Source organism: Piscinibacter sp. XHJ-5 (genome assembly GCF_029855045.1).
Classification (GTDB): Bacteria; Pseudomonadota; Gammaproteobacteria; order Burkholderiales; family Burkholderiaceae_C; genus Albitalea.
Genome location: NZ_CP123228.1, coordinates 3,992,585 through 4,013,439, shown reverse-complemented (window position 1 = coordinate 4,013,439; position 20,855 = coordinate 3,992,585). Strand labels below are relative to the sequence as shown.

At 68.6% G+C, this 20,855-nt stretch carries 19 protein-coding genes and 1 riboswitch; of the genes, 6 read left to right on the top strand and 13 right to left on the bottom strand.

What is annotated here, in order from left to right; genetic code table 11:
- Positions 1–6 precede the first annotated feature (6 nt).
- Positions 7–1,107, bottom strand: a complete 1,101-nt coding sequence (gene ribBA, locus P7V53_RS18960; RefSeq protein ID WP_280151075.1) for a bifunctional 3,4-dihydroxy-2-butanone-4-phosphate synthase/GTP cyclohydrolase II — start codon at positions 1,105–1,107, stop codon at positions 7–9.
- Positions 1,108–1,187: 80 nt separating this feature from the next.
- Here ribBA and P7V53_RS18955 point away from each other — a divergent pair, with 80 nt between their 5' ends.
- A complete protein-coding gene (locus tag P7V53_RS18955) occupies positions 1,188–1,982 on the top strand; it encodes a histidine phosphatase family protein (protein ID WP_280151074.1) in 795 nt (264 codons plus the stop codon).
- A complete protein-coding gene (locus tag P7V53_RS18950) occupies positions 1,979–2,893 on the top strand; it encodes an NAD(P)H-hydrate dehydratase (RefSeq protein ID WP_280151073.1) in 915 nt (304 codons plus the stop codon). The genes P7V53_RS18955 and P7V53_RS18950 overlap by 4 nt, the downstream gene beginning before the upstream one ends.
- Here P7V53_RS18950 and P7V53_RS18945 read toward each other — a convergent pair.
- The 10 genes from P7V53_RS18945 to P7V53_RS18900 all read right to left on the bottom strand — a co-directional run bounded on the left by P7V53_RS18945 (position 2,860) and on the right by P7V53_RS18900 (position 11,629).
- The gene (locus tag P7V53_RS18945; protein WP_280151072.1) at positions 2,860–3,486 is read right to left on the bottom strand and encodes a riboflavin synthase; all 627 of its coding nucleotides are present in this window, start codon (positions 3,484–3,486) and stop codon (positions 2,860–2,862) included. The genes P7V53_RS18950 and P7V53_RS18945 overlap by 34 nt on opposite strands.
- Before the next feature lie 53 nt (positions 3,487–3,539).
- Positions 3,540–4,631, bottom strand: a complete 1,092-nt coding sequence (gene ribD, locus P7V53_RS18940) for a bifunctional diaminohydroxyphosphoribosylaminopyrimidine deaminase/5-amino-6-(5-phosphoribosylamino)uracil reductase RibD (protein ID WP_280151071.1) — start codon at positions 4,629–4,631, stop codon at positions 3,540–3,542.
- Between the two features lie 6 nt (positions 4,632–4,637).
- Positions 4,638–5,753 (bottom strand): prepilin-type N-terminal cleavage/methylation domain-containing protein, encoded by a 1,116-nt coding sequence (locus P7V53_RS18935; protein ID WP_280151070.1) that lies wholly within the window; start codon positions 5,751–5,753, stop codon positions 4,638–4,640.
- On the bottom strand, positions 5,754–6,956 hold the full coding sequence (locus P7V53_RS18930) for a pilus assembly PilX N-terminal domain-containing protein (protein ID WP_280151069.1): 1,203 nt from the start codon (positions 6,954–6,956) through the stop codon (positions 5,754–5,756). It abuts the gene before it with no gap.
- A gap of 10 nt (positions 6,957–6,966) precedes the next feature.
- Positions 6,967–7,638 (bottom strand): prepilin-type N-terminal cleavage/methylation domain-containing protein, encoded by a 672-nt coding sequence (locus P7V53_RS18925; protein ID WP_280151068.1) that lies wholly within the window; start codon positions 7,636–7,638, stop codon positions 6,967–6,969.
- Complete coding sequence (locus tag P7V53_RS18920; protein WP_280151067.1) at positions 7,638–8,084, bottom strand: type IV pilin protein; 447 nt, start codon at positions 8,082–8,084, stop codon at positions 7,638–7,640. Before P7V53_RS18920 ends, P7V53_RS18925 begins: the two co-directional genes overlap by 1 nt.
- 9 nt (positions 8,085–8,093) lie before the next feature.
- Complete coding sequence (locus tag P7V53_RS18915) at positions 8,094–8,636, bottom strand: GspH/FimT family protein (RefSeq protein WP_280151066.1); 543 nt, start codon at positions 8,634–8,636, stop codon at positions 8,094–8,096.
- Between the two features lie 112 nt (positions 8,637–8,748).
- Entirely contained in the window at positions 8,749–9,192 is a 444-nt protein-coding gene (nrdR, locus tag P7V53_RS18910; protein ID WP_280151065.1) for a transcriptional regulator NrdR, read from the bottom strand.
- Between the two features lie 33 nt (positions 9,193–9,225).
- Positions 9,226–10,473 (bottom strand): serine hydroxymethyltransferase, encoded by a 1,248-nt coding sequence (gene glyA / locus P7V53_RS18905; protein ID WP_280151064.1) that lies wholly within the window; start codon positions 10,471–10,473, stop codon positions 9,226–9,228.
- 72 nt (positions 10,474–10,545) lie between these two features.
- A riboswitch (ZMP/ZTP riboswitch) is annotated at positions 10,546–10,686 on the bottom strand.
- Positions 10,687–10,717: 31 nt separating this feature from the next.
- The gene (locus tag P7V53_RS18900; RefSeq protein WP_280151063.1) at positions 10,718–11,629 is read right to left on the bottom strand and encodes a lytic transglycosylase domain-containing protein; all 912 of its coding nucleotides are present in this window, start codon (positions 11,627–11,629) and stop codon (positions 10,718–10,720) included.
- Positions 11,630–11,899: 270 nt separating this feature from the next.
- Here P7V53_RS18900 and P7V53_RS18895 point away from each other — a divergent pair, with 270 nt between their 5' ends.
- The 3 genes from P7V53_RS18895 to P7V53_RS18885 all read left to right on the top strand — a co-directional run bounded on the left by P7V53_RS18895 (position 11,900) and on the right by P7V53_RS18885 (position 15,644).
- Entirely contained in the window at positions 11,900–13,459 is a 1,560-nt protein-coding gene (locus tag P7V53_RS18895) for a UbiD family decarboxylase domain-containing protein (RefSeq protein WP_280151062.1), read from the top strand.
- Positions 13,460–13,771: 312 nt separating this feature from the next.
- Entirely contained in the window at positions 13,772–15,277 is a 1,506-nt protein-coding gene (locus P7V53_RS18890) for an ATPase domain-containing protein (protein ID WP_280151061.1), read from the top strand.
- A gap of 7 nt (positions 15,278–15,284) precedes the next feature.
- Positions 15,285–15,644: a response regulator gene (locus P7V53_RS18885; protein WP_280151060.1), complete on the top strand. Its 360-nt coding sequence runs from the start codon at positions 15,285–15,287 to the stop codon at positions 15,642–15,644.
- A 7-nt stretch (positions 15,645–15,651) separates the two neighbouring features.
- Here P7V53_RS18885 and P7V53_RS18880 read toward each other — a convergent pair whose 3' ends face one another.
- Positions 15,652–16,209, bottom strand: a complete 558-nt coding sequence (locus P7V53_RS18880) for a hemerythrin domain-containing protein (RefSeq protein ID WP_280151059.1) — start codon at positions 16,207–16,209, stop codon at positions 15,652–15,654.
- 149 nt (positions 16,210–16,358) lie between these two features.
- Between P7V53_RS18880 and P7V53_RS18875 the strand changes: the two genes are divergently transcribed.
- Positions 16,359–18,461: an ATP-dependent helicase gene (locus tag P7V53_RS18875; protein ID WP_280151058.1), complete on the top strand. Its 2,103-nt coding sequence runs from the start codon at positions 16,359–16,361 to the stop codon at positions 18,459–18,461.
- Positions 18,462–18,470: 9 nt separating this feature from the next.
- Here P7V53_RS18875 and P7V53_RS18870 read toward each other — a convergent pair whose 3' ends face one another.
- Positions 18,471–20,831 carry a PBP1A family penicillin-binding protein gene (locus P7V53_RS18870; RefSeq protein ID WP_280151057.1) on the bottom strand — a complete coding sequence of 787 codons (2,361 nt, stop codon included), beginning with the start codon at positions 20,829–20,831 and terminating at the stop codon, positions 18,471–18,473.
- Positions 20,832–20,855: the final 24 nt, after the last annotated feature.

Sequence of the window (20,855 nt, the reverse complement as noted above, 5' to 3'; positions counted from 1 at the left end):
GTTCTCTCAGTCCTGGGGAGGCGCGACGAAGCCGGTGACCTCGAGTCCGTAGCCGGCCATGCTGGGCATGCGCCGCGGGCTGCCCAGCAGCTGCATCCGCGTGATGCCCAGCTCGCGCAGGATCTGCGCGCCGATGCCATAGGTGCGAAGGTCCATCTGGCCACGCTGGCGCTCCGCCCGCTCGTCATGCGGCAGCACCTGGTGCAGCATCGAGCGCACGTCCTCGCCGCAGTTGAGCAGCACCGCCGCGCCGCGCTCGGCCGCCTGCAGCGCCCCCAGCGCCTTGGGCAGCGGCCACGAGTGGCCACAGTTGCCGGCATCGAGCAGGTCCATCACCGACAGCGGCTCGTGCACGCGCACCAGCACCTCGTCGCTCTGTGTCCAGTGGCCGCGCGTGAGGGCCAGGTGCAGTCCGCCGGTGCGGTCGCGGAAGGCACTGCAGTCGAACTCGCCCTGCGCGGTGAGCAGCTTGCGGCGCGACACGCGCTCGATCAGCGTCTCGTTGCGGCTGCGGTACTCGATGAGGTCGGCGATGGTCCCGATCTTCAAGCCGTGCTCCCGGGCAAACACCTCGAGATCGGGCAGGCGGGCCATGGTGCCGTCGTCCTTCATGATCTCGCAGATGACGGCTGCCGGCGTGAGCCCGGCCATCGAGGAGAGGTCGCAGCCGGCTTCGGTATGGCCGGCGCGCATCAGCACGCCGCCGTCCTGCGCCAGCAGTGGGAAGATGTGGCCCGGCTGGACGAGGTCGCTGGCCTTCGCCTCCTTGGCGACGGCGGCCTGCACGGTGCGGGCGCGGTCGGCGGCCGAGATGCCGGTGGTCACGCCGGTGGCGGCTTCGATCGATACCGTGAAGGCGGTGCCGTGCCGCGTGCCGTTGCGTGTCGCCATGGGCGGCAGCTGCAGGCGCTCGCACCGCTCCCGCGTCAGCGTGAGGCAGATGAGCCCGCGACCGTACTTCGCCATGAAGTTGATTGCCTCGGGCGACACGTGGTCGGCGGCGAGCACCAGGTCGCCTTCGTTCTCGCGGTCTTCCTCGTCCACGAGGATCACCATGCGGCCCGCGGCGAGCTCGGCGATGAGCTCGGGAACAGGAGAAATTGCCATCTCGGGATTGTAGGCGCGGGGTTCCGCCGGCCCGGGCCGGACGGGACAGGGCGGGAATGCGGCTTGCCTCGACGGGATTCATGACGACGCCTGCCCTGCCGGACCCGCGCGACCAGAAGTGGCCGCAGACGCTGTGGATCGTGCGCCACGGCCAGAGCGCCGGCAATCTCGCACGGGACCGGGCCGAGGCGGCGGGCCATCCGCTGATCGACATTGCCACCCGCGACATGGACACGCCGCTGTCGCCGCTGGGCGAGCGCCAGGCGCAGGCGATCGGTTGCTGGTTCGGCCGCCTGCCGCCGGCCGAGCGGCCCGGCATCGTGCTGTGCTCGCCGTACCAGCGTGCGCTGTCGACGGCGCACCGGCTGCTCGAGGCGGCCGGCATCGACGAGGACGACGTGAGCTTCGTCTGCGATGAGCGGCTGCGCGAGAAGGAGTTCGGCATTCTCGACCGGCTGACGGCATTCGGCATCCGCCAGAAGTACCCTGAGCTTGCCGAGCAGCGCCTGCACGTCGGCAAGTTTTATTTTCGTCCGCCGGGCGGCGAGAGCTGGTGCGACGTGATCCTGCGCCTGCGCAGCATCATCGAGATGGTCACCCGCGAGTACCGGCGCGAACGGGTGCTGGTGGTGGCGCACCAGGTCACCGTGAACTGCCTTCGCTACCTGATCGAGCGTCTCAGCGAGTCGGAGATCCTCGACATCGACCGCACCGCCGACGTGCCGAATTGCGGCGTCACCTCGTACGAGTTCGATCCGGCGCGGGGCAGGCACGGCAAGCTGGTTCCGCGGCTGGTGAACTTCGTTGCGCCGCTGGTCGAGGCGGGCGAGCCGGTCACCGTCGAGCCCGACGTTCCTGCCGCGCCCAAGTCATGAGCGCGGTCGATGACATCGACGACGCCTGGCTGCACCGCTGGCCGCTGCCGATGCCGCGAGCGGACGACGACAAGAACCAGCGCGGACGCGTGCTGGTGGTCGCCGGCAGCCCGCAGGTGCCGGGTGCGGCGCTGCTGGCCGGCACGGCGGCATTGCGAGCGGGCGCCGGCAAGCTGCTGATCGCGACCGGCGCATCCATCGCGCCGCGCATCGGCATCGAGATGCCGGAATCGCGCGTGGTGGCGCTGGCCGAAGACGGCGAGGGCGGCCTGTTGCCCGGCGGCGTGGAGCCGCTGCACGGCCTGGTCGAGCAGATCGATGCGCTCCTGCTGGGCCCCGGTTGGCTGGACGGACGCGCCGGCCGGGAATTCGTGCACGCGGTGCTGACGGTGTTTCCCGGCAAGCCGGTGATCCTGGACGCGAAGGCGATGTCCGCCATCGAGTCGCTGCCACCGCTGGAGCAGCCGCTGCTGCTGACCCCGCACGCCGGCGAGCTGGCCGAGCTGGCCGGCGAGAAGCGCGAGGACATCGACGCCGATCCCATGTCGGCAGCCGCGCGTGCAGCCCGGCGCTGGAACTGCATCGTGGCGCTGAAAGGGCCGCTCACCGTCATTGCACGTCCCGATGGAAGCCTTTGGCGGCATCGCGGCGGCAACGTCGGCTTGGCCTCTTCAGGATCGGGCGACGTGCTGGCGGGCCTCGTGGTGGGGCTGGCGGCGCGCGGTGCGCCGCTGGAGCAGGCGGCCGCCTGGGCCGTGGCCTTGCACGCGCGCGCCGGCGACGCGCTGGCCACCCGGATCGGAATGCTGGGGTACCTGGCGCGCGAGCTGCCCGGGGAAGTGCCGGCGGTGATGCGGGGGTTGACCCAGGGCCCGGGTCAATCCGACTTGCCGAGCATCCGCGCCACGTAGCGCGCGATCAGGTCGATCTCCAGGTTGACCCTGGATCCCGCCTGCAGCGCGCCGAGGGTGGTGTTGGCGATCGTGTGCGGAATCAGGTTGATGCTGAACTCGCAGCCCGCCGGCTCGCGGCGGTCGTCGACGCGGTTGACGGTGAGGCTCACGCCGTTGACGGTGATCGACCCCTTGTAGGCGAGGTACTGCGCCAGCGACGCCGGCGCGACGATGCGCAGCTCCCACGATTCGCCGACCTGCGCGAAGTGCGTGACCTCGCCGATGCCGTCGACGTGGCCGCTGACGATGTGGCCCCCCAGCCGGTCGTGCGCGCGCAGCGCCTTTTCGAGGTTGACGGCGCCGGGCTGGTCCAGCCCTGCGGTGCATGCCAGGCTCTCGGCCGAGACGTCGATCGTGAAGCGGCGGGCGTCTGGGTCGAACGAGGTGACGGTCATGCAGGCGCCGTTGAGCGCGATGCTGTCGCCGAGCTGCACGTCGGCAAGGTAGCCCTCGGGAACTTCGATGACGAGGCGCTTGCCGTGCGAAGCGTCGGGGCCCAGGTCTTCGACCCGGGTGATGCGGCCGAGGCCGGTGATGATGCCGGTGAACATGGTGGCGATTGTCGCGGCTGCGGGGGATGACACCGCGGCGTGGGTGCACGAGCTCATGGGGTCGGGCGGGCGACGATCCGCAGGTCGGATCCAACCGGTGCGACGCTGACGAAGTGCAGCGCCAACGCCTCGTCGAGTGATTCCAGCGGCCCGAAGGCCGCCAGCTCGCGCCCTTGGCCGAGCAGCTTGGGGGCCACGTAGACCAGGAACTCGTCGACCAGGGCTTCGCGCACGAAGGAGCCGTTGAGCTTGTGGCCCGCCTCGACGTGCAGCTCGTTGATGCCTCGGGTTGCCAGGTCGGACAGCATCGCGGCCAGGTCGACCTTGCCGCGAGGGCCGGGCGCCATGGCGATCTCGGCGCCGCGCTGCCGCAAGGCGGCCGCGCGCGCCTCGTCGGGTTGCGCCGCATACAGCAGCACGTGTCCCGGCTGCTCGAGGATGCGCGCCTGCGGCGGCGTGTCGAGCCGCGAGTCGACGACCACGCGCAGCGGCTGGAGCGCGGTGGCCACCAGCCGCACGTCGAGCCTCGGGTTGTCGTCGAGCACGGTGCCCACGCCGGTCAGGACGGCGCCGGCGCGCTTGCGCCACGCGTGTCCGTCGGCGCGCGCCGCCTCGCCGGTGATCCATTGGCTCACGCCGTTGGCCAGCGCTGTGCGCCCATCGAGCGACACCGCTGCCTTCATGCGCAGCCACGGCCGGCCGCGCTCCATGCGGGAGAAGAAGCCGATGTTGAGCTCGCGCGACGCGTCACCGAGCGGACCATCGATCACCTCGATGCCCGCGGCACGCAGCCGTGCCGCGCCCTGGCCGGCGACCAGCGGATTCGGATCCTCGACGGCCATCACGACCCGCGCCACGCCGGCGGCGACCAGCGCGTCGCAGCATGGCGGCGTGCGGCCGTGGTGAGCGCAGGGTTCGAGCGTGACGTGAACGGTGGCCCCGCGGACGTCTTCGCCGTGCTCGGCCGCTTCGCGCAGCGCCATGACTTCGGCATGCGGACCACCGGCCTGCTGGGTGTGGCCGCGTCCGATGACGCGGCCGTCGGCTGCACTGATGACGCAGCCGACGCGCGGGTTGGGCTCGGACAGGCCGATGGCCTGCTCGGCGAGGGCCAGGGCGTCGCGCATCAGGTCTTCGCTGTTCATCGCACGTCAAGGTTCATGTTGCACGGTGGAGTCTGGACAGGCCTGATCGCCGTGGATGACGAGGAAGTTCTGCTGCATCAGGCTCACGTCGACGTTGCTGTAGTGCTCGGGATGCTCGGCGTTGCGGTCTATGGCGCCGCTGCTGTCCTGATCGGCGACGTAGCGGCAGACCTTGTACGCGCCCGCTGCGGTGCCCACGGTCCATCCTTGTGGCACGACCGCACTGCGGCCCGACCAGGGACGGCTGGTGGCGATCACGCAATGGTAGGCGACGATGCGCTCGTGCGGCTCGGTGAAGCATTCCGGCGTGCCGCCCGATCCCACGTCGCTCAGCGCCAGCGACATCGACAGCGGCAGCGGCCTGTCCATGCCGCTCGCCGTGGGCGGGGCGGCAAGCGAGAAGCGGATCCAGCCGCTCAGCAGGAGGGCGTCGAGGTGCATGCAGGCCTGCGGATCGAGGACCGGAGTCACATCGGCGACTTCGCCGCCTTCGGCGGCGCGCCTGGAGCAGCGCTCGGTGATGCGGCCGGTGGCGTCGCTGAGCAGGAAGGCCGTCGCACCACCGGTCACCGGTTCCAACAGGCTGCGTCCGTCGCCCAGCTTGCGGGCCGAGGCGGGAATGCGCGGCGAACGCCCGTGCACGGGGTGCATCGGAGGCTGGTCCGCGTTCAGCGGCAGCGCGCCGGACAGCGCGGGTGGTGTGCCGGCGATCGCAGATTGCAGCACCACGTTCTGCGACTGGCCGGTGCGATCGTTCCAGTGAACGAGCACTGTGGCGGTCTTCAGCGCGCTGCCGGCCTCTTCGAGGACGCGCCGCTCGAGGCGGTAGCTCGTGTTGCTCGCTTGTCCAGGCGCTTGCGCCATGGCCGATTGCACGGGCGAGATGTCGGCATAGCTGCGCACGCCGGATGCAGCGCTCACCGCGGCGAAGGCGCGCAGCTGTTCCATGTCCTGCTGCGCCAGCCGGACTGCCTCGGAGCGCTGGCGGGCCAGATCGGCGTCTTGCTCCATATGGGTCTGCAGGCGGGCCATGCCCAGCATGCCGAGCGACAGCACCACGAAGGCAGCCAACGACTCGATGAGCGAGACGCCGCGCTGGGCTCGTCGGCAAGCCTGGTCCATTCAGAAGTCCTTCCAGCTGCCCGGCAGGCGGGCGAAGCTGCCGGCGCTGCGCTTGAGCGTGGCGAGGACGTCGACGTCGCGGATGAAGTCGGGCGAAGCGTCGCCGCCGTAGTCGCCTTCCGACAGGGCCGCCCCATGGATGGCGCCGCCTCCGGCGTGGTTCCAGGTGAGGCTGGCGCCATAGAGCACGCCGTGGACGACGACAGGGCCGTTCAAGCGAACGGCACCGCTCGCGACGATGACGATCGGACGCTCCCGCGTGCCGAGCGCGACATCGCCGGAAAGCTGCAGGTCGCCATCGATCCACAGCAGGCGGTGCCGCGCAGCCAACGTCGCCTGGCTCAGCGCCTGTCCGCAGTCGCCGCTGCATGCGATGCGTGCCACGCCCGGCTGCTGGCGCCACAGGGCTTTGTCGATGCCGAAGAACGATGCGAAGAAGCGTGCGCCGTCGAGAGTCGCGAGCTGCTGGTCGCCTTGGACGACGGCCGCTTCGACCGGGCCGCCCGGCGCCGTGGTCAGCCGGGCATTCGGCGCAACGACGCCGCCGCCGGCGTGAACGGCCACGCCGCCGGAATCGGTGTCGGAGTTGTGCAGTCCGACAGCGGCCACCGCGGCGACGCTGCCCCGGACCGTGAGGGCGGCGATCGGTGCCACGGTCGGCGACGGGATGAAGCCGAGCGTCTGCTGAATGCGGGCCGCAGCATCGCCCGATGCGCTGCCTTCCGGTGCGCACGTGCCCCCATCCAGGCGGGTGCAACCGGTGGCCACCAGCCGCAGCGAGCCGGGGGCGGGGCCTCCGGCGACGCGCACGCTGAAAGCCGCTGGCGGGTCGTCTGCGAGCGGGGCCGCCACCTGCGGCTCACCCGGCGCGGGGCAGTTGCAGCGCCAGGTCCCATCGTTGCGCACGCAGGTAGCCGTGACCGTGGGCGCGACAGCCAGCCGGTCGGCGAAGCTGCTGTCGTCTGCGTTGCCGGGCTGGCAGTGGGCATCCAGCGGACGCGGGTCGTTGAGCATGGCGGTGGCCCACTCGAGTCCGGCCTCGGCGGCTTCGAATGCCTGCGTGGCGCGGTACTGATTGGCCGAGGCACGCAGCTCGAACACGTGGTTGCGCTGTGCACTGGCGGCCACGAGCGTGGCGATGAAAAACAGGACCAGGGTCACCGCCAGTGCCGCGGCGCCTTGCTGTGGATGCGGGACGTGCATGCGCGGCGCCTCAGCTGGGACACCGACCGACGACGGTGTCGTTGCGCAGCCGCACCTCGCTGCGCATCGTGCGGACCACGGCAGGATCGGTGGCCGCCCGGCCGCTGATCGACACCGCGAGGCTGCGCACCAGCTGCCGCGGCGGGCATTGTGTAGAGCCGGCAGGGCAGGGCTGGGCGCAGAAGCCGTCGAGCGCGATCTCCTGCAAGCCGGGCGTGATGTTGAAAGCCGTCACGAGCAGCGTCGCGTCGTCGGTCAGCGCCTGCCAGTGACCGCCCAACAGCATCTCGATGACGCCGCGCCGCAGCCGAAAGCCGAATTGCTCGTGGATGCCGACGTCCTGGGTTTGGGTGTCGTCGCGCGAAAAGCGGAAGGCGATGGCGTCGGACGCTTGCGTCGCCGGTGAGATGGCAGCGAAGGGATTGTCCCGTGGGTCGGGCGCGCTGGCGGACAACGGGGCGGCGCTCGCTTCGCCCCAATAGCCGGCTCGCCGCAGGTCGCGCGTGACGATGTCGGCCGCCACCCGCAGATCCTGCATGAGACGGCTTTGCAGCAGCAGGGCGCGGTGGGCCTGGAGACGCCCGATCAGCAGCGTGGTGGCGGCCGCGACGATGATGAGGCCAAGGGCGAGGCCGACGAGCAACTCCACGAGCGACAAGCCGCGTTCGCTGGGGGCCGGCATCAAAGGCTCCAGCAGCGGCGGTTGAGCGCCTCCGCATTGGCGAAGCGCTCGTCGCTCCCCGACGCGTAGGCGATGTCGGCGCCCACGACGAGCAGGCGCAAGTGGCGGCAATCGGTGTCGGTGTGCTGGCCGCCCGCGGCGCTGGCACGCAGGTCATATCCCGTGGCGTCGTGAGCGGCGACCGCGAGCCGGTAGTGTCCGGCCGGCGACGTGCCGGCGGCGCGCAAGGACGGCAGGTCGCCATAGGCCGCGTGATCGGCGCGATAGCGCTCTTGCGCGGACTGGAGCTGCATCAGTGCCACCAGCGCGTCGGCGCGGCGCACCCGATGCAGCGTGCCCTGGAACGACGGATAGGCGATGGCACCCAGAACGGCGCCCATGGCGAGGGTGCACATCATCTCGATCAGCGTGAAGCCCGCTGCCGTGTTGAAGCCAAGGCGTTTCATGGCCCGGCCTCAGCAGGCGCGGTAGCCGGGCACGGCGATGGCCGGCTCCTGCGGCGAGCAGGCACGTACCCGGCCCATCACGTTGACCACGTGGTGCACGGTTCGGCCGCTGGCGGCGACGAGCCTCAGGGTGCCGGCCGGGGTGCTGGTCCCGTGCAGCGGATCGAACAGCATCGATGTCACGTTGCTGTGCAGCGCGATGCCCTCACGGGCCGGCCATTGCACGGTCTTGATCTCGCGTGCGTCGGCGTCGCAAACCGCCGGGCCCGAAGCGGCACAACGGCACTGCTGGGCCGCTCCGCTGTGGATCACATGGCACCCGCCCCATGGCGTGGCTTGCACGCTGAAGCGCAGAGCGGTGTTGCGCGCGATGGCTTCGGCGCGCGCGAAGCGCAGGTCGGTGGCCAGTTGCGCAGCGGCGCCGTCGAGGCGCTGTTTCTCGATGAAGCGATGAAAGCTCGGTGCGGCGCTGGTGACGGTAACGGCCGCGACGGCAACGACGATGGCCGCTTCGACCAGCGTGATGCCACGCTGCGTGACTGGTGTTCGCATGTGCTCCCCCGTGTGCTTGTGGGAGCACTGTACGAATGGGCAGGCCCGTGCGCGTCCCCATGAGGAAGGAACGCCCGGCCCTCGGGCGGGTGGGGCCCTTCAACTCACGACACTAGATGTCGCGGATGAGCTGCCGGAACTCGTCGACGTCTTCGAAGCTTCGGTACACCGAAGCGAATCGCACGTAGGCCACCTTGTCGATGCGCTTGAGCTCGCGCATCACGAGCTCGCCCAGGCGCGAGGACGCGACTTCCCTGGCGCCGGTGTTGAGCAGCTTGTCCTGGATGCGCTCCAGCGCTGCGTCGATCTGTTCGACGCTGACCGGCCGCTTGCGCAGCGCCAGCGTCATCGAGGCGCGGATCTTCGCCACGTCGAACTCGGCGCGCGTGCCGTCCTTCTTGACCACCGAAGGCAGCGCGATCTCGGCGCGCTCGTAGGTGGTGAAACGCTTGTCGCAGCTCTGGCAGCGTCGCCGGCGGCGCACGACATCGCCTTCGTCGGACTCGCGCGTCTCGACGACCTGGGTGTCAACGTGGCTGCAGAAAGGACAACGCATGGAAAAAGGCCCGCGCGAGGCGGGCCGGATCGGTCATCGGTAGACGGGGAAATCTCGCGTGAGGGCGGATACCTTGGCGCGCACCGCGGCGATGTGGGCCTCGTCGCGCGGGTTGTCGAGCACGTCGGCGATCAGGTGGGCCGTGGCGCGGGCCTGCTCCTCCTTGAAGCCGCGCGTGGTCATTGCCGGCGACCCGAGGCGGACGCCGCTCGTGATCATGGGCTTCTGCGGGTCGTTGGGGATGCCGTTCTTGTTGCAGGTCATGTGCGCCTGCTGCAGCAGCGACTCGGCTTCCTTGCCGGTCAAGCCCTTCGGGCGCAGGTCGACCAGCATCACATGCGACTCCGTGCGGCCGCTGACGATGCGCAGCCCGCGCGACGTAAGCGTCTCGGCAAGTGCCGCGGCGTTCTTCACCACCTGCTGCTGGTAGAGCTTGAACTGCGGTGACAGCGCCTCCTTGAATGCGACCGCCTTGGCGGCGATGACGTGCATCAGCGGGCCACCCTGGATGCCGGGAAAGATGGCGCTGTTGATCTGCTTGGCGACGTGATCCTTCATCAGGATGAAGCCGCCGCGTGGGCCGCGCAGGCTCTTGTGCGTGGTGGAGGTCACGACGTCTGCGAACGGCACGGGGTTCGGATAGACCCCGGCGGCGATCAGGCCGGCATAGTGCGCCATGTCGACCATGAAGTACGCGCCGATGTCCTTGGCGACCTTGGCGAATCGCTCGAAGTCGATGCGCAGGCTGTACGCCGATGCGCCGGCGATGATCAGCTTGGGCTTGTGCTCGTGCGCCAGGCGCTCCATTTGGTCGTAGTCGATGGCTTCGTTGGCGTCCAGGCCGTAGCTCACGACCTTGAACCACTTGCCGCTCATGTTCAGCGGCATGCCGTGCGTGAGGTGGCCGCCCTCGGCGAGGCTCATGCCCATGATCGTGTCGCCGGGCTGCAGCAGGCCGAAGAACACGCCCTGGTTGGCCTGCGAGCCGGAGTTCGGCTGCACGTTGGCATGCTCGGCACCGAACAGCTCCTTGATGCGGTCGATCGCGAGCTGCTCGACGATGTCGACGTATTCGCAGCCGCCGTAGTAACGCTTGCCGGGATAGCCTTCGGCGTACTTGTTGGTGAGCTGCGTGCCTTGGGCGGCCATGACCGCAGGCGACGCGTAGTTCTCGGAAGCGATCAGCTCGATGTGCTCTTCCTGGCGCTGGTTTTCTTGCTGGATGACGGACCAGAGCTCGGGGTCCACGTGGGCGATGGTGGATTGGGTGCGGTCAAACATGAATGGCAGTCCTTCGTCAGCGGAAGACCTGCGACGAGCAGCGTGCCTGCAAATGCAAAGGAGACGCGGTCGACAGGCTGCCCAGGCGAACGGCTGAATCGGCTTCCGATCCGACGTCGATCGGGCTTGGCCGCCCGCGCTTCCCGGTGGTTCACCACCTCAGGCCCGAAGGTTCAAGAACCCTGGGCCCCATCGCCAGTCGCGCAGAGCCGGCAGTTTACCTTGTGGCCGCGCGAAAAATCGCTCAGTTGCCGGGACCGCGCAGCAGCGCGACCCGCTCAGGCAGGGGCTTGTCTTCGCCCTTGACCGGGATCTGGGCGGGCTGCGTCGACTCGGGCTTGGCGCTGCTGGCGCCCGCGGCGGGACGCGGCGCGTTCACCGCGACGATCTTGCCGCCTGCCACCATGCGGAGGTGGTTCTGCTCGGCCAGCACCTTGGTCGCATAGCCGCCGTCGTCCGTGAGATTGGCGGCGCCGACGTAGTAGCGCAGACCTTCTTCGAGGCTGCCGGCGCGCGTGATGCACTCCTTCAGCACCTGCGCGCCGACCCGCAGGTTGGTCACCGGGTCGAAGGCGGCGAACTTGCCGCCGAAGGCCGTGTACTTGTCGTCGTGGATGTGCGTCATGACCTGCATCAGGCCCTGCGCGCCCACGGGGCTCTGGGCGAACGGGTTGAAGCTCGATTCGACTGCCATGATGGCGAGGATCAGCGTCGGATCCAGTCCGACGCGATTGCCGACGATCCAGGCTTCCTTGACGAGGCGGCTGATCGGCTCCGGTGCGACGCGGTAGCGGCGCGAGATCCACTGCGCGACGGCGGCCTGCTGGCGATTGAGCTCCTTGGGATTGACGGCGGTGGCGCGGGCCACGGCGTCCGGCTCGGCCAGCTGCGCTGCCAGCAACTCCGCCGGATCGGCGCGGGCTTCCTGGCGCGCCTGCAACCAGTCCAGCGTCTGGGCTTCGATGCTCTCGCGCAGATCGCTGCGCCCGCCGACGAACACCACGGCGCCGACGGCCACGAGCCCGAGCAGGGCGAGCGTGTTGTGGCTGACCTCGAGCAGACCCTGGCCCACGTCACGCACAAAGATTCCCGCGGATGCCGCGGAAGCGTCCGCCATTCCGCGGACCTGCGCCATCAAACGGCGAAGCGCTGTCATGTCTTTCCTTTCTACTCCGCGCTTTGGAGATCCTTCGTGCGCTCTTGCGGCGCGGCAAAGGGTCCGGAAGCGACGGCCATAATCGGCCAGAGCGGGGCACAGGGAGGAAACACTGTGCACCATCGCGGGCCTTCGGCAGCGTTGCGCCCTCTCCATTCCACCGAGGTGGGGGCGCGGGTTATCCCTGATCTGGTCCGGGATCCGGGGATTCTAGGAAGCAGTTTCATAACCGGTCAAGGTTATAGGAACCATTTCTAATTACTTCCTGATATGAAATACGACGATTTGAGGGGCTTCGTCACCGGTCTGGAACGGGTCGGGGAGTTGCGGCGCGTCGCCAAGCCAGTGTCGGCGCGGCTGGAGATGACAGCGGTCAGTGACTTGGTCCTGCGTGCGGGCGGTCCGGCGCTTTTGTTCGAACAACCAGTCGGTTACAAAATTTCCGCCTTGACGAACCTGTTTGGCACTCCTAGGCGGGTGGCGATGGGGATGGGTGCGGCCGATCTGGGCGACTTGCGCGACGTCGGGCGCATGCTCGCCAGCCTCAAGGAGCCGGATCCGCCGAAGGGACTGAAGGACGCCGGTCGCCTGTTACATATGGCCAAGGCCCTGTGGGACATGAAGCCCGCGAGCACTTCCAGAGCCGCCTGCCAGGAAGAGGTGAGGGACGGCGTGGAAGTCGACTTGGGCCGCCTGCCGATCCAGACGTGCTGGCCCGGCGACGCCGGGCCGCTCATCACCTGGGGACTGGTCGTGACGCGCGGGCCGCAATCGGTGCCGAACGCGAAACGCCGGCAGAACCTCGGCATCTACCGCCAGCAGGTCATCGCGAAGAACCGCGTGATCATGCGGTGGCTGGCGCATCGGGGCGGGGCGCTCGACTTCCGTGACTTCGCGCTGGCCAATCCCGGACAACCGTTCCCGATCGCCGTTGCGCTGGGCGCCGATCCCGCAACCATCCTGGGCGCCGTGACGCCGGTTCCCGATACCCTGTCCGAATACCAGTTCGCCGGCCTGCTCCGCGGCAGTCGAACCGAACTGGTGGACGCCGGTGTGGGCGAAAGCGGCCTGATGCTGCAAGTGCCGGCCAGCGCCGAGATCGTCCTGGAGGGCCACATCCCGACCGCGCCACCGGGCTTCGTCGGCGTCAGCGAACACGGCGTGCCGATGAAGGAGATCGGCGGATACCTGCACGCGCTGGAAGGTCCGTTCGGCGACCACACCGGCTACTACAACGAGCAGGACTGGTTTCCAGTGTTCGAGATCGCGCGCATGACTTCGCGACGGGATCCCATCTACCACTCGACTTACACCGGCAAGCCTCCCGACGAGCCGGCGATCCTCGGGGTGGCGCTGAACGAGGTCTTCGTGCCCATCCTGCAGAAGCAGTTTCCGGAAATCGTCGACTTCTACCTTCCGCCCGAAGGTTGCAGCTATCGCATGGCCATCATCAGCATCCGCAAGAGCTACGCCGGCCACGCCAAGCGCGTGATGTTCGGGCTGTGGAGCTTTCTGCGGCAGTTCATGTACACGAAGTTCATCGTCGTGACCGACCACGACGTCGACATCCGCGACTGGCGCGAGGTGATCTGGGCGATCACGACGCGCATGGACCCGGTGCGCGACACGACGCTGGTCGATCACACGCCGATCGACTACCTGGACTTCGCGTCGCCGGTGAGCGGTCTGGGCGGCAAGATGGGGCTCGACGCGACGAACAAATGGCCCGGCGAAACGCAGCGCGAATGGGGCCGGCCGATCGCCATGCAGCCAGAGATCGAGCGTCGCGTCGTGGCGGTGTTCGACGAGATCATGAGCACCGTCAAGTGATGCCGCCGAGCGGTGACGAACGGTCTTGACCTGGGCTGGTGGTTGGCCTACCTTTGAGATGCCTGCATGCAGGCATCCGCGATGGCGCAGTCTCTGCGCGCCAGGAACCCTGGGGCTGAATCCCTCCGGAGTTCCAAATCGGTGGCGTGAGCCACCCACCCCTCCCTGCCGCGATGGTCCGGGAGGGGTTTGTATTTGTGGGTCGCCATTCCGGTGGATCGTGCGTCGTGGCGGTACGTACACTCGCACGACCGCATCCGCGTCGCTGCTTCGCGCGGTTGCGGGGCCAGCCAGCGCTTGAAGGAACACCCCATGACACCCTCTCCCTCCACGCTATCCGTGCTGGAGCGCCTGCCCACCGGCATTCCCGGCCTGGACGTGGTGCTGGGCGGCGGCTTCTTCCGGGCCGGTGTCTACATCGTCCAGGGCCAGCCCGGCAGCGGCAAGACGATCCTCGCGAACCAGATCTGCTACAGCCACGTGGCTGCCGGCGGCTCGGCGGTCTACATGACTCTGCTCGCCGAGTCGCATTCGCGCATGCTGCAGCACATCCGCTCGCTCAGCTTCTTCGAAGAGCGCGCGATCCCCGATCGGCTGTGTTATCTGAGCGCGTTCCACGACCTCGAGGCCGAAGGGCTGAAGGGCCTCGTCGCCGTGCTGAGGCGAGAGATGCGCGCGCGCCGTGTCGGGGTGCTCGTGCTCGACGGGCTGGTCGCCGCCGCCGAGGCGGCCGAGACCGATCGCGACCTGAAGAAGTTCATCCACGAGTTGCAGACCAGCGCGGTTTTCCACGGCTGCACCGTGTTCCTGCTGACCAGTGGCAGCCCGCAACGCGTCAACGCCGAACACACGATGGTCGACGGCATCATCGAGCTGGAGGACAGGCTGTACGAGGCGCGCGCCGAACGCGCGATCCAGGTCCGAAAGTTCCGCGGCGCCGGCTCGTTGCGGGGCCGCCATCCCTTTCGCATCACCGACGACGGGCTGCAGATCTTCCCGCGGATCGAGGCCCTTTTCAGCAGGCCGCCGGAAAGCGCCGCGGAGCGCCGGGCATTGACCACCGGCGTGAGCTCGCTCGACGCATTGATCGCGAGCCGCGGCTATCCTGCCGCCAGTGCCACCGTGGTGGTCGGTTCCAGCGGCACCGGCAAGACGACGCTGGGGCTGCATTTCCTTTCGCAGAGCACGACTGACGAACCGGGCCTGCTGTTCGGCTTCTTCGAGTCGCCAGCCCGCGTCCGCGCGAAGGCTCGGGCATTCGGCTTCGACTTCGAGGAGCTCGAATCCGCGGGCGCGCTGAAGCTGGTCTGGCACTCCCAGGGCGAGCACATGATGGACGAGCTCGGGCATCGGCTGCTGGCCGAGGTGGCCCAGCGCGGCGTGAAGCGCCTGGTCATCGACGGCCTGTCGGGCTTCTTCGAATCGGCCGTGCATCCTGAGCGCACGAATCGCTTCTTCTCGTGCCTGGTCAACGAGCTGCGGGAACGCGGCGTGACGGTGCTGATGACGCTCGAGACACGCGATGTCGTCAGCCACGTCGTGTATGCGCCCTACGGCATCTCGGGCTTCGTTGACAACCTGCTGTTCCTTCGCTTCGTCGAGGACAACGGTCGGGTCAAGCGGCTTCTCACGATCACCAAGATGCGCGACACCGATTTCGACGTCGGCATGCGCGAGGTGCGCATCGGCTCTCACGGCATGCTGATTGCCGGCCTTTTGACTTCGGATGGCGACATCATTCCTTCGGCCGAGCCGGCGGAGCCGCCGCGAAGACCGAGCCCGACACTGCCCGTCGGTGGCGACGAACAGAAGTCATAGGCAGCGTGTGAAGACCATCCTTGTCGTCGACGACGAGCTGGCCAGCGCCGAGGTGCTGAGCCTCATCCTCGAAGAGGAGGGTTACCGTACGTTCTGTGCTGCGAATGGCGAGCAGGGCCTGGCGAAGGTGCGCGACGTGCGTCCGCATCTCGTGATGCTGGACTTCATGATGCCGGTGATGAACGGGGCCGACATGGGCCGTGCGCTGCGTGAAGCGCCGGAGACGGCGGGCATTAAGATCGTGCTGAACAGCAGCCTGCCCGAGGACGCGGTGCGTCCGCACTTTGGCAAATATGACGCTTTCCTGAGAAAACCTTACAACATCGACGTGGCGCTGAAACTCATCGCCACGCTGCTGGAAAGCTAGGGGCAGCTCAGGGCTGAGCCTGTTCGCGCTCGTCCCGGGTCGCCAGGCTGCCGAGGACGACATAGGCCTCCGCGACGAGTTCGTCGGCCCGCGGGCTGAGATCGGCATCGTCGCCGAGCCGCCGTTGCTCGCCCAGCAGCCGCGTGAGATGCATCTCCGCGTCGAAGGCCATGAGCTCCCGCTGGTGGTCGTCCAGCATGGCGTGCAGCAAGGGCATGAGCTTGCGCTGTTCGACCTCGCAATGCGCCTGCGCTCGCGCCACGATGCGCCTGAGGGCGTAGTCGAAGGTGGGCGCGTCGCCGTCCAGGGTGAGGGTCTCGGCCAGCAGTCGCTTCAGGGCCAGGTGCCCGGCGAGCACGTCGGAGCTGAGGCCGCGCCAGCCGCAGGCCCGCAATGCCGGCAGGATGGTCTGGTCGATCACGGTCTGATGGGCGCCCAGGGTGCGGGCGAACTCGTTGAACAGGTTGATGCGAACGCGAGCCGGGCGAGCCGCGTTCAGCCGCTCCCCCAGCCAGCGGAGCAGGGCGTGGTCTTCCGTGAGGACTTGCAGGACATCTCGTTCCATCAGGATCAGCGGGCAAGCGGTCTCGGTGATGGCGGTCTTCTGGCAACCCATGTTCCCGCAGGCCGGTGTCTCCCTAGATGGAAGGATGCCTGGATGCCTATACAGTACGCCTGAGGCGCCAACGGCGCCGAACTGAACGGGCTGTCCGCATGCTGTTGTCCACCCCCGCCACCCACCGTGTCGCGCGACCCGATCCCTTCGCCGCGCTGAACGCCCAGCAGCGTGCGGCCGTCGAGCACGGCCTGTCCGACCCGTCCGGCCGCCCGCCGCCGCTGCTGGTGATCGCCGGTGCCGGCTCAGGCAAGACGATGACCCTCGCCTCGCGCGTGGCCCGCCTGGTGCTAGCGGGGGCGGATCCCCAGCGCATGCTGCTGCTCACCTTCTCGCGCCGGGCCGCGATGGAGATGGAGCGGCGCGTCGGCCGCGTGATCCATGAAGCGCTCGGCTTCGCGCCGACGCAGCGGCCGCCTGCCTTCCCGTGGTCGGGCACTTTCCACAGCGTCGGTGCGCGACTGCTGCGCGACTATGCCGGCCGCATCGGCCTGAGCGAGTCGTTCACCATCCACGACCGCGCCGACGCCGAGGACCTGATGGGCCTGGTGCGCCAGGAACTGGGTCTGGCCGCGACCAGGAGCCGCTTTCCCCTGAAAGGGACCTGCCTCGCGATCTACTCCCGCACCGTCAACAGCCGCCGCGACCTTCGCTCGGTGCTGCAGGACGTCTTCCCCTGGTGCAGCCAGTGGGAGAGCGAACTGAAGCGGCTCTTCGGCGCCTATGTGCAGCACAAGCAGCAGCAGCACGCCCTCGACTACGACGACCTGCTGCTGTACTGGGCGCAGATGATGGCCGAGCCGCAGATCGCGGCGCACGTCGGCGAGCGCTTCGATCATGTGCTGGTCGACGAGTACCAGGACACCAACCGGCTGCAGGCCGCCATCCTGATGGCGCTCAAGCCCGACGGGCGCGGGCTCACGGTGGTCGGCGACGATGCGCAGTCGATCTATTCCTTCCGCGCTGCCGAGGTGCGCAACATCCTCGACTTTCCGCGCGCCTTCCGGCCCGAGGCACATGTCGTCACGCTGGAGCGCAACTACCGCTCCACCCAAACGATTCTGGCGGCGTCGAATGCCGTCATCGCGAACGCGTGCGAGCGCTTCACCAAGGAGCTTTGGAGCGACCAGGTCTCCTCGCAGCGGCCGGCGCTGATCGCGGTGGAAGACGAAGCCGGGCAGGCGCAGTGGGTGGCCGGCGAGGTGCTCGCGCAGCGCGAAGCCGGCGTGGGGCTGAAGAGCCAGGCGGTGCTCTTTCGCACCTCGCATCACAGTGCCGCGCTCGAGCTCGAACTGACGCGACGCAACATCCCGTTCGTCAAGTTCGGCGGGCTGAAATTCCTCGAAGCCTCGCACATCAAGGACGTGCTGTCGGTGCTGCGCTGGGCGGAGAACCCGCGCAGCCGCATGGCGGGTTTTCGCGTGGCGCAGCTGGTGGCCGGCATCGGTCCGGCCAGTGCGCGGCGCCTGCTCGACGCGATGGAGAGCGCCGCCGACCCCGTCGCGGCACTGACGTCGTTCAAGCCGCCGGCCGCCGCGGCTGCCGACTGGGAGGTCTTCGTTGCCGCCTACCGGCAGCTGCGTCAGGGCAGCGTGGGATGGCCGGCGGAGATGGACGTCGTACAGCGCTGGTACCTGCCGCAACTCCAGCGGCTGCACGACGATGCCCCGGTGCGCCAGGCCGATCTGGCGCAGCTGGCGCGCATTGCCAATGGCTACGCGTCGCGCGAGCGGTTTCTTACCGAGCTGACGCTCGATCCGCCCGACGCCACCAGCGACGAGCCCGGTGCGCCCCACCGCGACGAGGACTACCTCATCCTGTCGACCATCCATTCGGCCAAGGGGCAGGAGTGGAAGGCGGTGTACGTGCTGAACGCGGTCGACGGCTGCATCCCGTCGGAGATGTCCACCGGCACTGCGGCCGAGGTGGAGGAGGAGCGGCGCCTGCTCTATGTCGCGATGACGCGGGCCAGGCAGACCTTGCAGCTCATCGTCCCGCAGCGCTTCTACGTCACGCAGCAGAATTCCATGGGATCGCGGCATGTGTATGCGTCGCTCACACGCTTCATTCCGGACGACGTCGCCGCTCATTTCGAGCGTCTGCAGCATGGCGGCGCCTCGGGAGACAGGCTGCCCCTCGGCGGTGTCGCGGGCGCGCCGGTCGTCGACGTGTCGGCGCGCGTCAGGTCCCTGTGGCAATAGGGCAGGCGACTATGGCTTGAAGAGGTCGAGAATGCTGCGCCGTTCGGTGGCGCCGGGCGCGTTGGGCAGTGTCTCCTCGACGCCCAGGCTGGTGATGCCGCTCGAGGGCGTGTGCTCCGCGAAGTACCACTCGCCGTCGATGCGTGCAACACCGGGCGGCACCTCGGGCTCGTCGACGGGAACCTTCTTCAGCGCTGTGGCCATGAAGTCGAGCCAGACCGGCAGCGACAGGCCGCCGCCGCTTTCGCGATCGCCCAGCTTGCGCGGGCTGTCGTGACCGATCCAGACCACGGCGACGAGCTGACGCTGGTAACCGGCGAACCATGCATCCATCGCGTCGTTGGTGGTGCCGGTCTTGCCCGCAATGTCGGTGCGCTTCAGCGTCGCTTGCGCCTGCCTGGCGGTGCCTGTGCGCGTCACCTCCTGCAGCAGGCTGGTCATGACGAATGCGTTGCGCGCGTCGAGCACGCGCATGGCGTCGTCTGTCGCCGCCGGCTGCCATTCGTTGAGCAGGCGGCCGCGTCCGTCGCTCAGCCGCTTGATCAGGAATGGCGGCAGGCGGTAGCCACCGTTGGCCAGCACGGAGTACGCCGACGCCAGCTGCAGCGGCGACACCGAGCCCGCACCGAGTGCCATCGTGAGGTAAGGCGGGTGCCGCTCGGCATCGAAGCCGAAGCGCGTCAGCCACTCCTGCGCCGCGGGCACGCCGATGGACTGCAGCAGGCGGATCGAAACCATGTTCTTCGACATCGCGAGCGCGGTGCGCATCGTCATCGGCCCATCGAACCGGCCGTCCGAGTTGCGCGGCTCCCAGGCGGTGCCTCCGGCGGCCTCGGCGTCGAGCACCACGGGCGCGTCGTTGACCAGCGTGGAAGGCATGAAGCCGCGTTCCAGCGCCGCGGAGTAGAGGAACGGCTTGAGGCTGGAGCCGGGCTGCCGCCATGCCTGCGTCACATGGTTGAACTGGTTCTTCGAGTAGTCGAAGCCGCCGACCATGGCGCGGATGCTTCCGCTGGACGGATCCATCGCGATGAAGGCGCCTTCGACCTCCGGCAGCTGGGTGATGCCCCAACTGCCGTCAGCTCCGCGCACCACGCGCACCACCGAGCCGGGACGGATGCGCACCCTGGAGCTCGCGCGCGGCGACAGGCCGGCCGCGGCCTGCTTCAGGCCGTCGCCAGAGATCGAGATCGTTTCGCCGCTCTCCAGCACCGCCTGGACCCGGTTGCGCGCAGCGCCGACGACCACCGCCGCCTTGAGCTCGTCGTTGTCGGGATGGTCGGCCAGCGCCTCCGCAATGCGCGATTCCACCTCGGCGGGATCGGCCGGGAGGTCGACGAAGGCTTCGGGACCGCGCCAGGGCTGGCGGCGCTCGAAGTCCATGATCCCGTCGCGCAGGGCGCGGTAGGCCGCGACCTGTTCGGCCGCGTCGACGGTGAGCGTGACGTCCAGGCCGCGGGTATAGGCCTCATCGCCGTATTGCGCATGGATGAGCTGGCGCGCGGTCTCGGCGACGTACTCGGCGTGCACCGGCACCTGGCGCGCGGGACGGAAGCTCAGCGGCTGGTGACGTGCCTGAGTCCATTGAGTCTCGTCGATCACGCCGCCGGCGCGCATGCGGCTCAACACGTGATGCTGGCGTGCGACCGCCCGGCGCATGTTCGCGATCGGATTGCCGTGGATCGGCGACTGCGGCAGGCCGGCCAGCATCGCGGTCTCGGCCACGCCGAGCTCGGCCAGCGGCTTGCCGAAGTAGATCTCGCTCGCGGCGGCGAAGCCATAGGCGCGCTGCCCGAGGAAGATCTGGTTCATGTATAGCTCGAGAATCTGCTCCTTCGTGAGCTGGCGCTCGATCTTCAGCGCGAGCAGGATCTCGTACAGCTTGCGCGTGTACTCCTTCCGCGTGGGCAGATAGAAGTTGCGCGCCACCTGCATCGTGATGGTCGACGCACCCTGGCTGCGCGGCTTCACCAGGCTGGCGAGGCCGGCGCGCAGCACACCCTTGTAGTCCACGCCGCGATGCTCGTGGAAGCGCGCGTCCTCCACTGCCAGCACGGCGTCCTTCAGGAGGCGCGGCATCTCGCTGATCGGCGTGAAGCGGCGCCGTTCCTCGCCGAACTCGCCCAGCATGACGCCGTCGGTGGAGTAGATGCGCATCGGCAGCTTGGGCCGGTAGTCGGTGAGGGCGGCGATGTCGGGCAGGCGCTCGTACAGCACGTTCAACGTGATGACGGCCACGACCGTCACGGATATCAGCGTGCCGAGCAGGAACCCGGCCCCGCGCAGCGCGATGCGCCCGGCGCGCCGCGCCGCGGCCGTCCGGCATGCTGCAATGAGGCGCGACAGTGAAACGGACCTGTATCGGCTCATGGGCTCGGAAAAAGAAAAACCCGT

Bases quoted from the DNA above. Each gene is read 5' to 3' on its own strand.
- ribBA (WP_280151075.1), bottom strand. From the start codon at position 1,107: ATGGCAATTTCTCCTGTTCCCGAGCTCATCGCCGAGCTCGCCGCGGGC.
- P7V53_RS18955 (WP_280151074.1), top strand. From the start codon at position 1,188: ATGACGACGCCTGCCCTGCCGGACCCGCGCGACCAGAAGTGGCCGCAG.
- P7V53_RS18950 (WP_280151073.1), top strand. From the start codon at position 1,979: ATGAGCGCGGTCGATGACATCGACGACGCCTGGCTGCACCGCTGGCCG.
- P7V53_RS18945 (WP_280151072.1), bottom strand. From the start codon at position 3,486: ATGTTCACCGGCATCATCACCGGCCTCGGCCGCATCACCCGGGTCGAA.
- ribD (WP_280151071.1), bottom strand. From the start codon at position 4,631: ATGAACAGCGAAGACCTGATGCGCGACGCCCTGGCCCTCGCCGAGCAG.
- P7V53_RS18935 (WP_280151070.1), bottom strand. From the start codon at position 5,753: ATGGACCAGGCTTGCCGACGAGCCCAGCGCGGCGTCTCGCTCATCGAG.
- P7V53_RS18930 (WP_280151069.1), bottom strand. From the start codon at position 6,956: ATGCACGTCCCGCATCCACAGCAAGGCGCCGCGGCACTGGCGGTGACC.
- P7V53_RS18925 (WP_280151068.1), bottom strand. From the start codon at position 7,638: ATGCCGGCCCCCAGCGAACGCGGCTTGTCGCTCGTGGAGTTGCTCGTC.
- P7V53_RS18920 (WP_280151067.1), bottom strand. From the start codon at position 8,084: ATGAAACGCCTTGGCTTCAACACGGCAGCGGGCTTCACGCTGATCGAG.
- P7V53_RS18915 (WP_280151066.1), bottom strand. From the start codon at position 8,636: ATGCGAACACCAGTCACGCAGCGTGGCATCACGCTGGTCGAAGCGGCC.
- nrdR (WP_280151065.1), bottom strand. From the start codon at position 9,192: ATGCGTTGTCCTTTCTGCAGCCACGTTGACACCCAGGTCGTCGAGACG.
- glyA (WP_280151064.1), bottom strand. From the start codon at position 10,473: ATGTTTGACCGCACCCAATCCACCATCGCCCACGTGGACCCCGAGCTC.
- P7V53_RS18900 (WP_280151063.1), bottom strand. From the start codon at position 11,629: ATGACAGCGCTTCGCCGTTTGATGGCGCAGGTCCGCGGAATGGCGGAC.
- P7V53_RS18895 (WP_280151062.1), top strand. From the start codon at position 11,900: ATGAAATACGACGATTTGAGGGGCTTCGTCACCGGTCTGGAACGGGTC.
- P7V53_RS18890 (WP_280151061.1), top strand. From the start codon at position 13,772: ATGACACCCTCTCCCTCCACGCTATCCGTGCTGGAGCGCCTGCCCACC.
- P7V53_RS18880 (WP_280151059.1), bottom strand. From the start codon at position 16,209: ATGGAACGAGATGTCCTGCAAGTCCTCACGGAAGACCACGCCCTGCTC.
- P7V53_RS18875 (WP_280151058.1), top strand. From the start codon at position 16,359: ATGCTGTTGTCCACCCCCGCCACCCACCGTGTCGCGCGACCCGATCCC.
- P7V53_RS18870 (WP_280151057.1), bottom strand. From the start codon at position 20,831: ATGAGCCGATACAGGTCCGTTTCACTGTCGCGCCTCATTGCAGCATGC.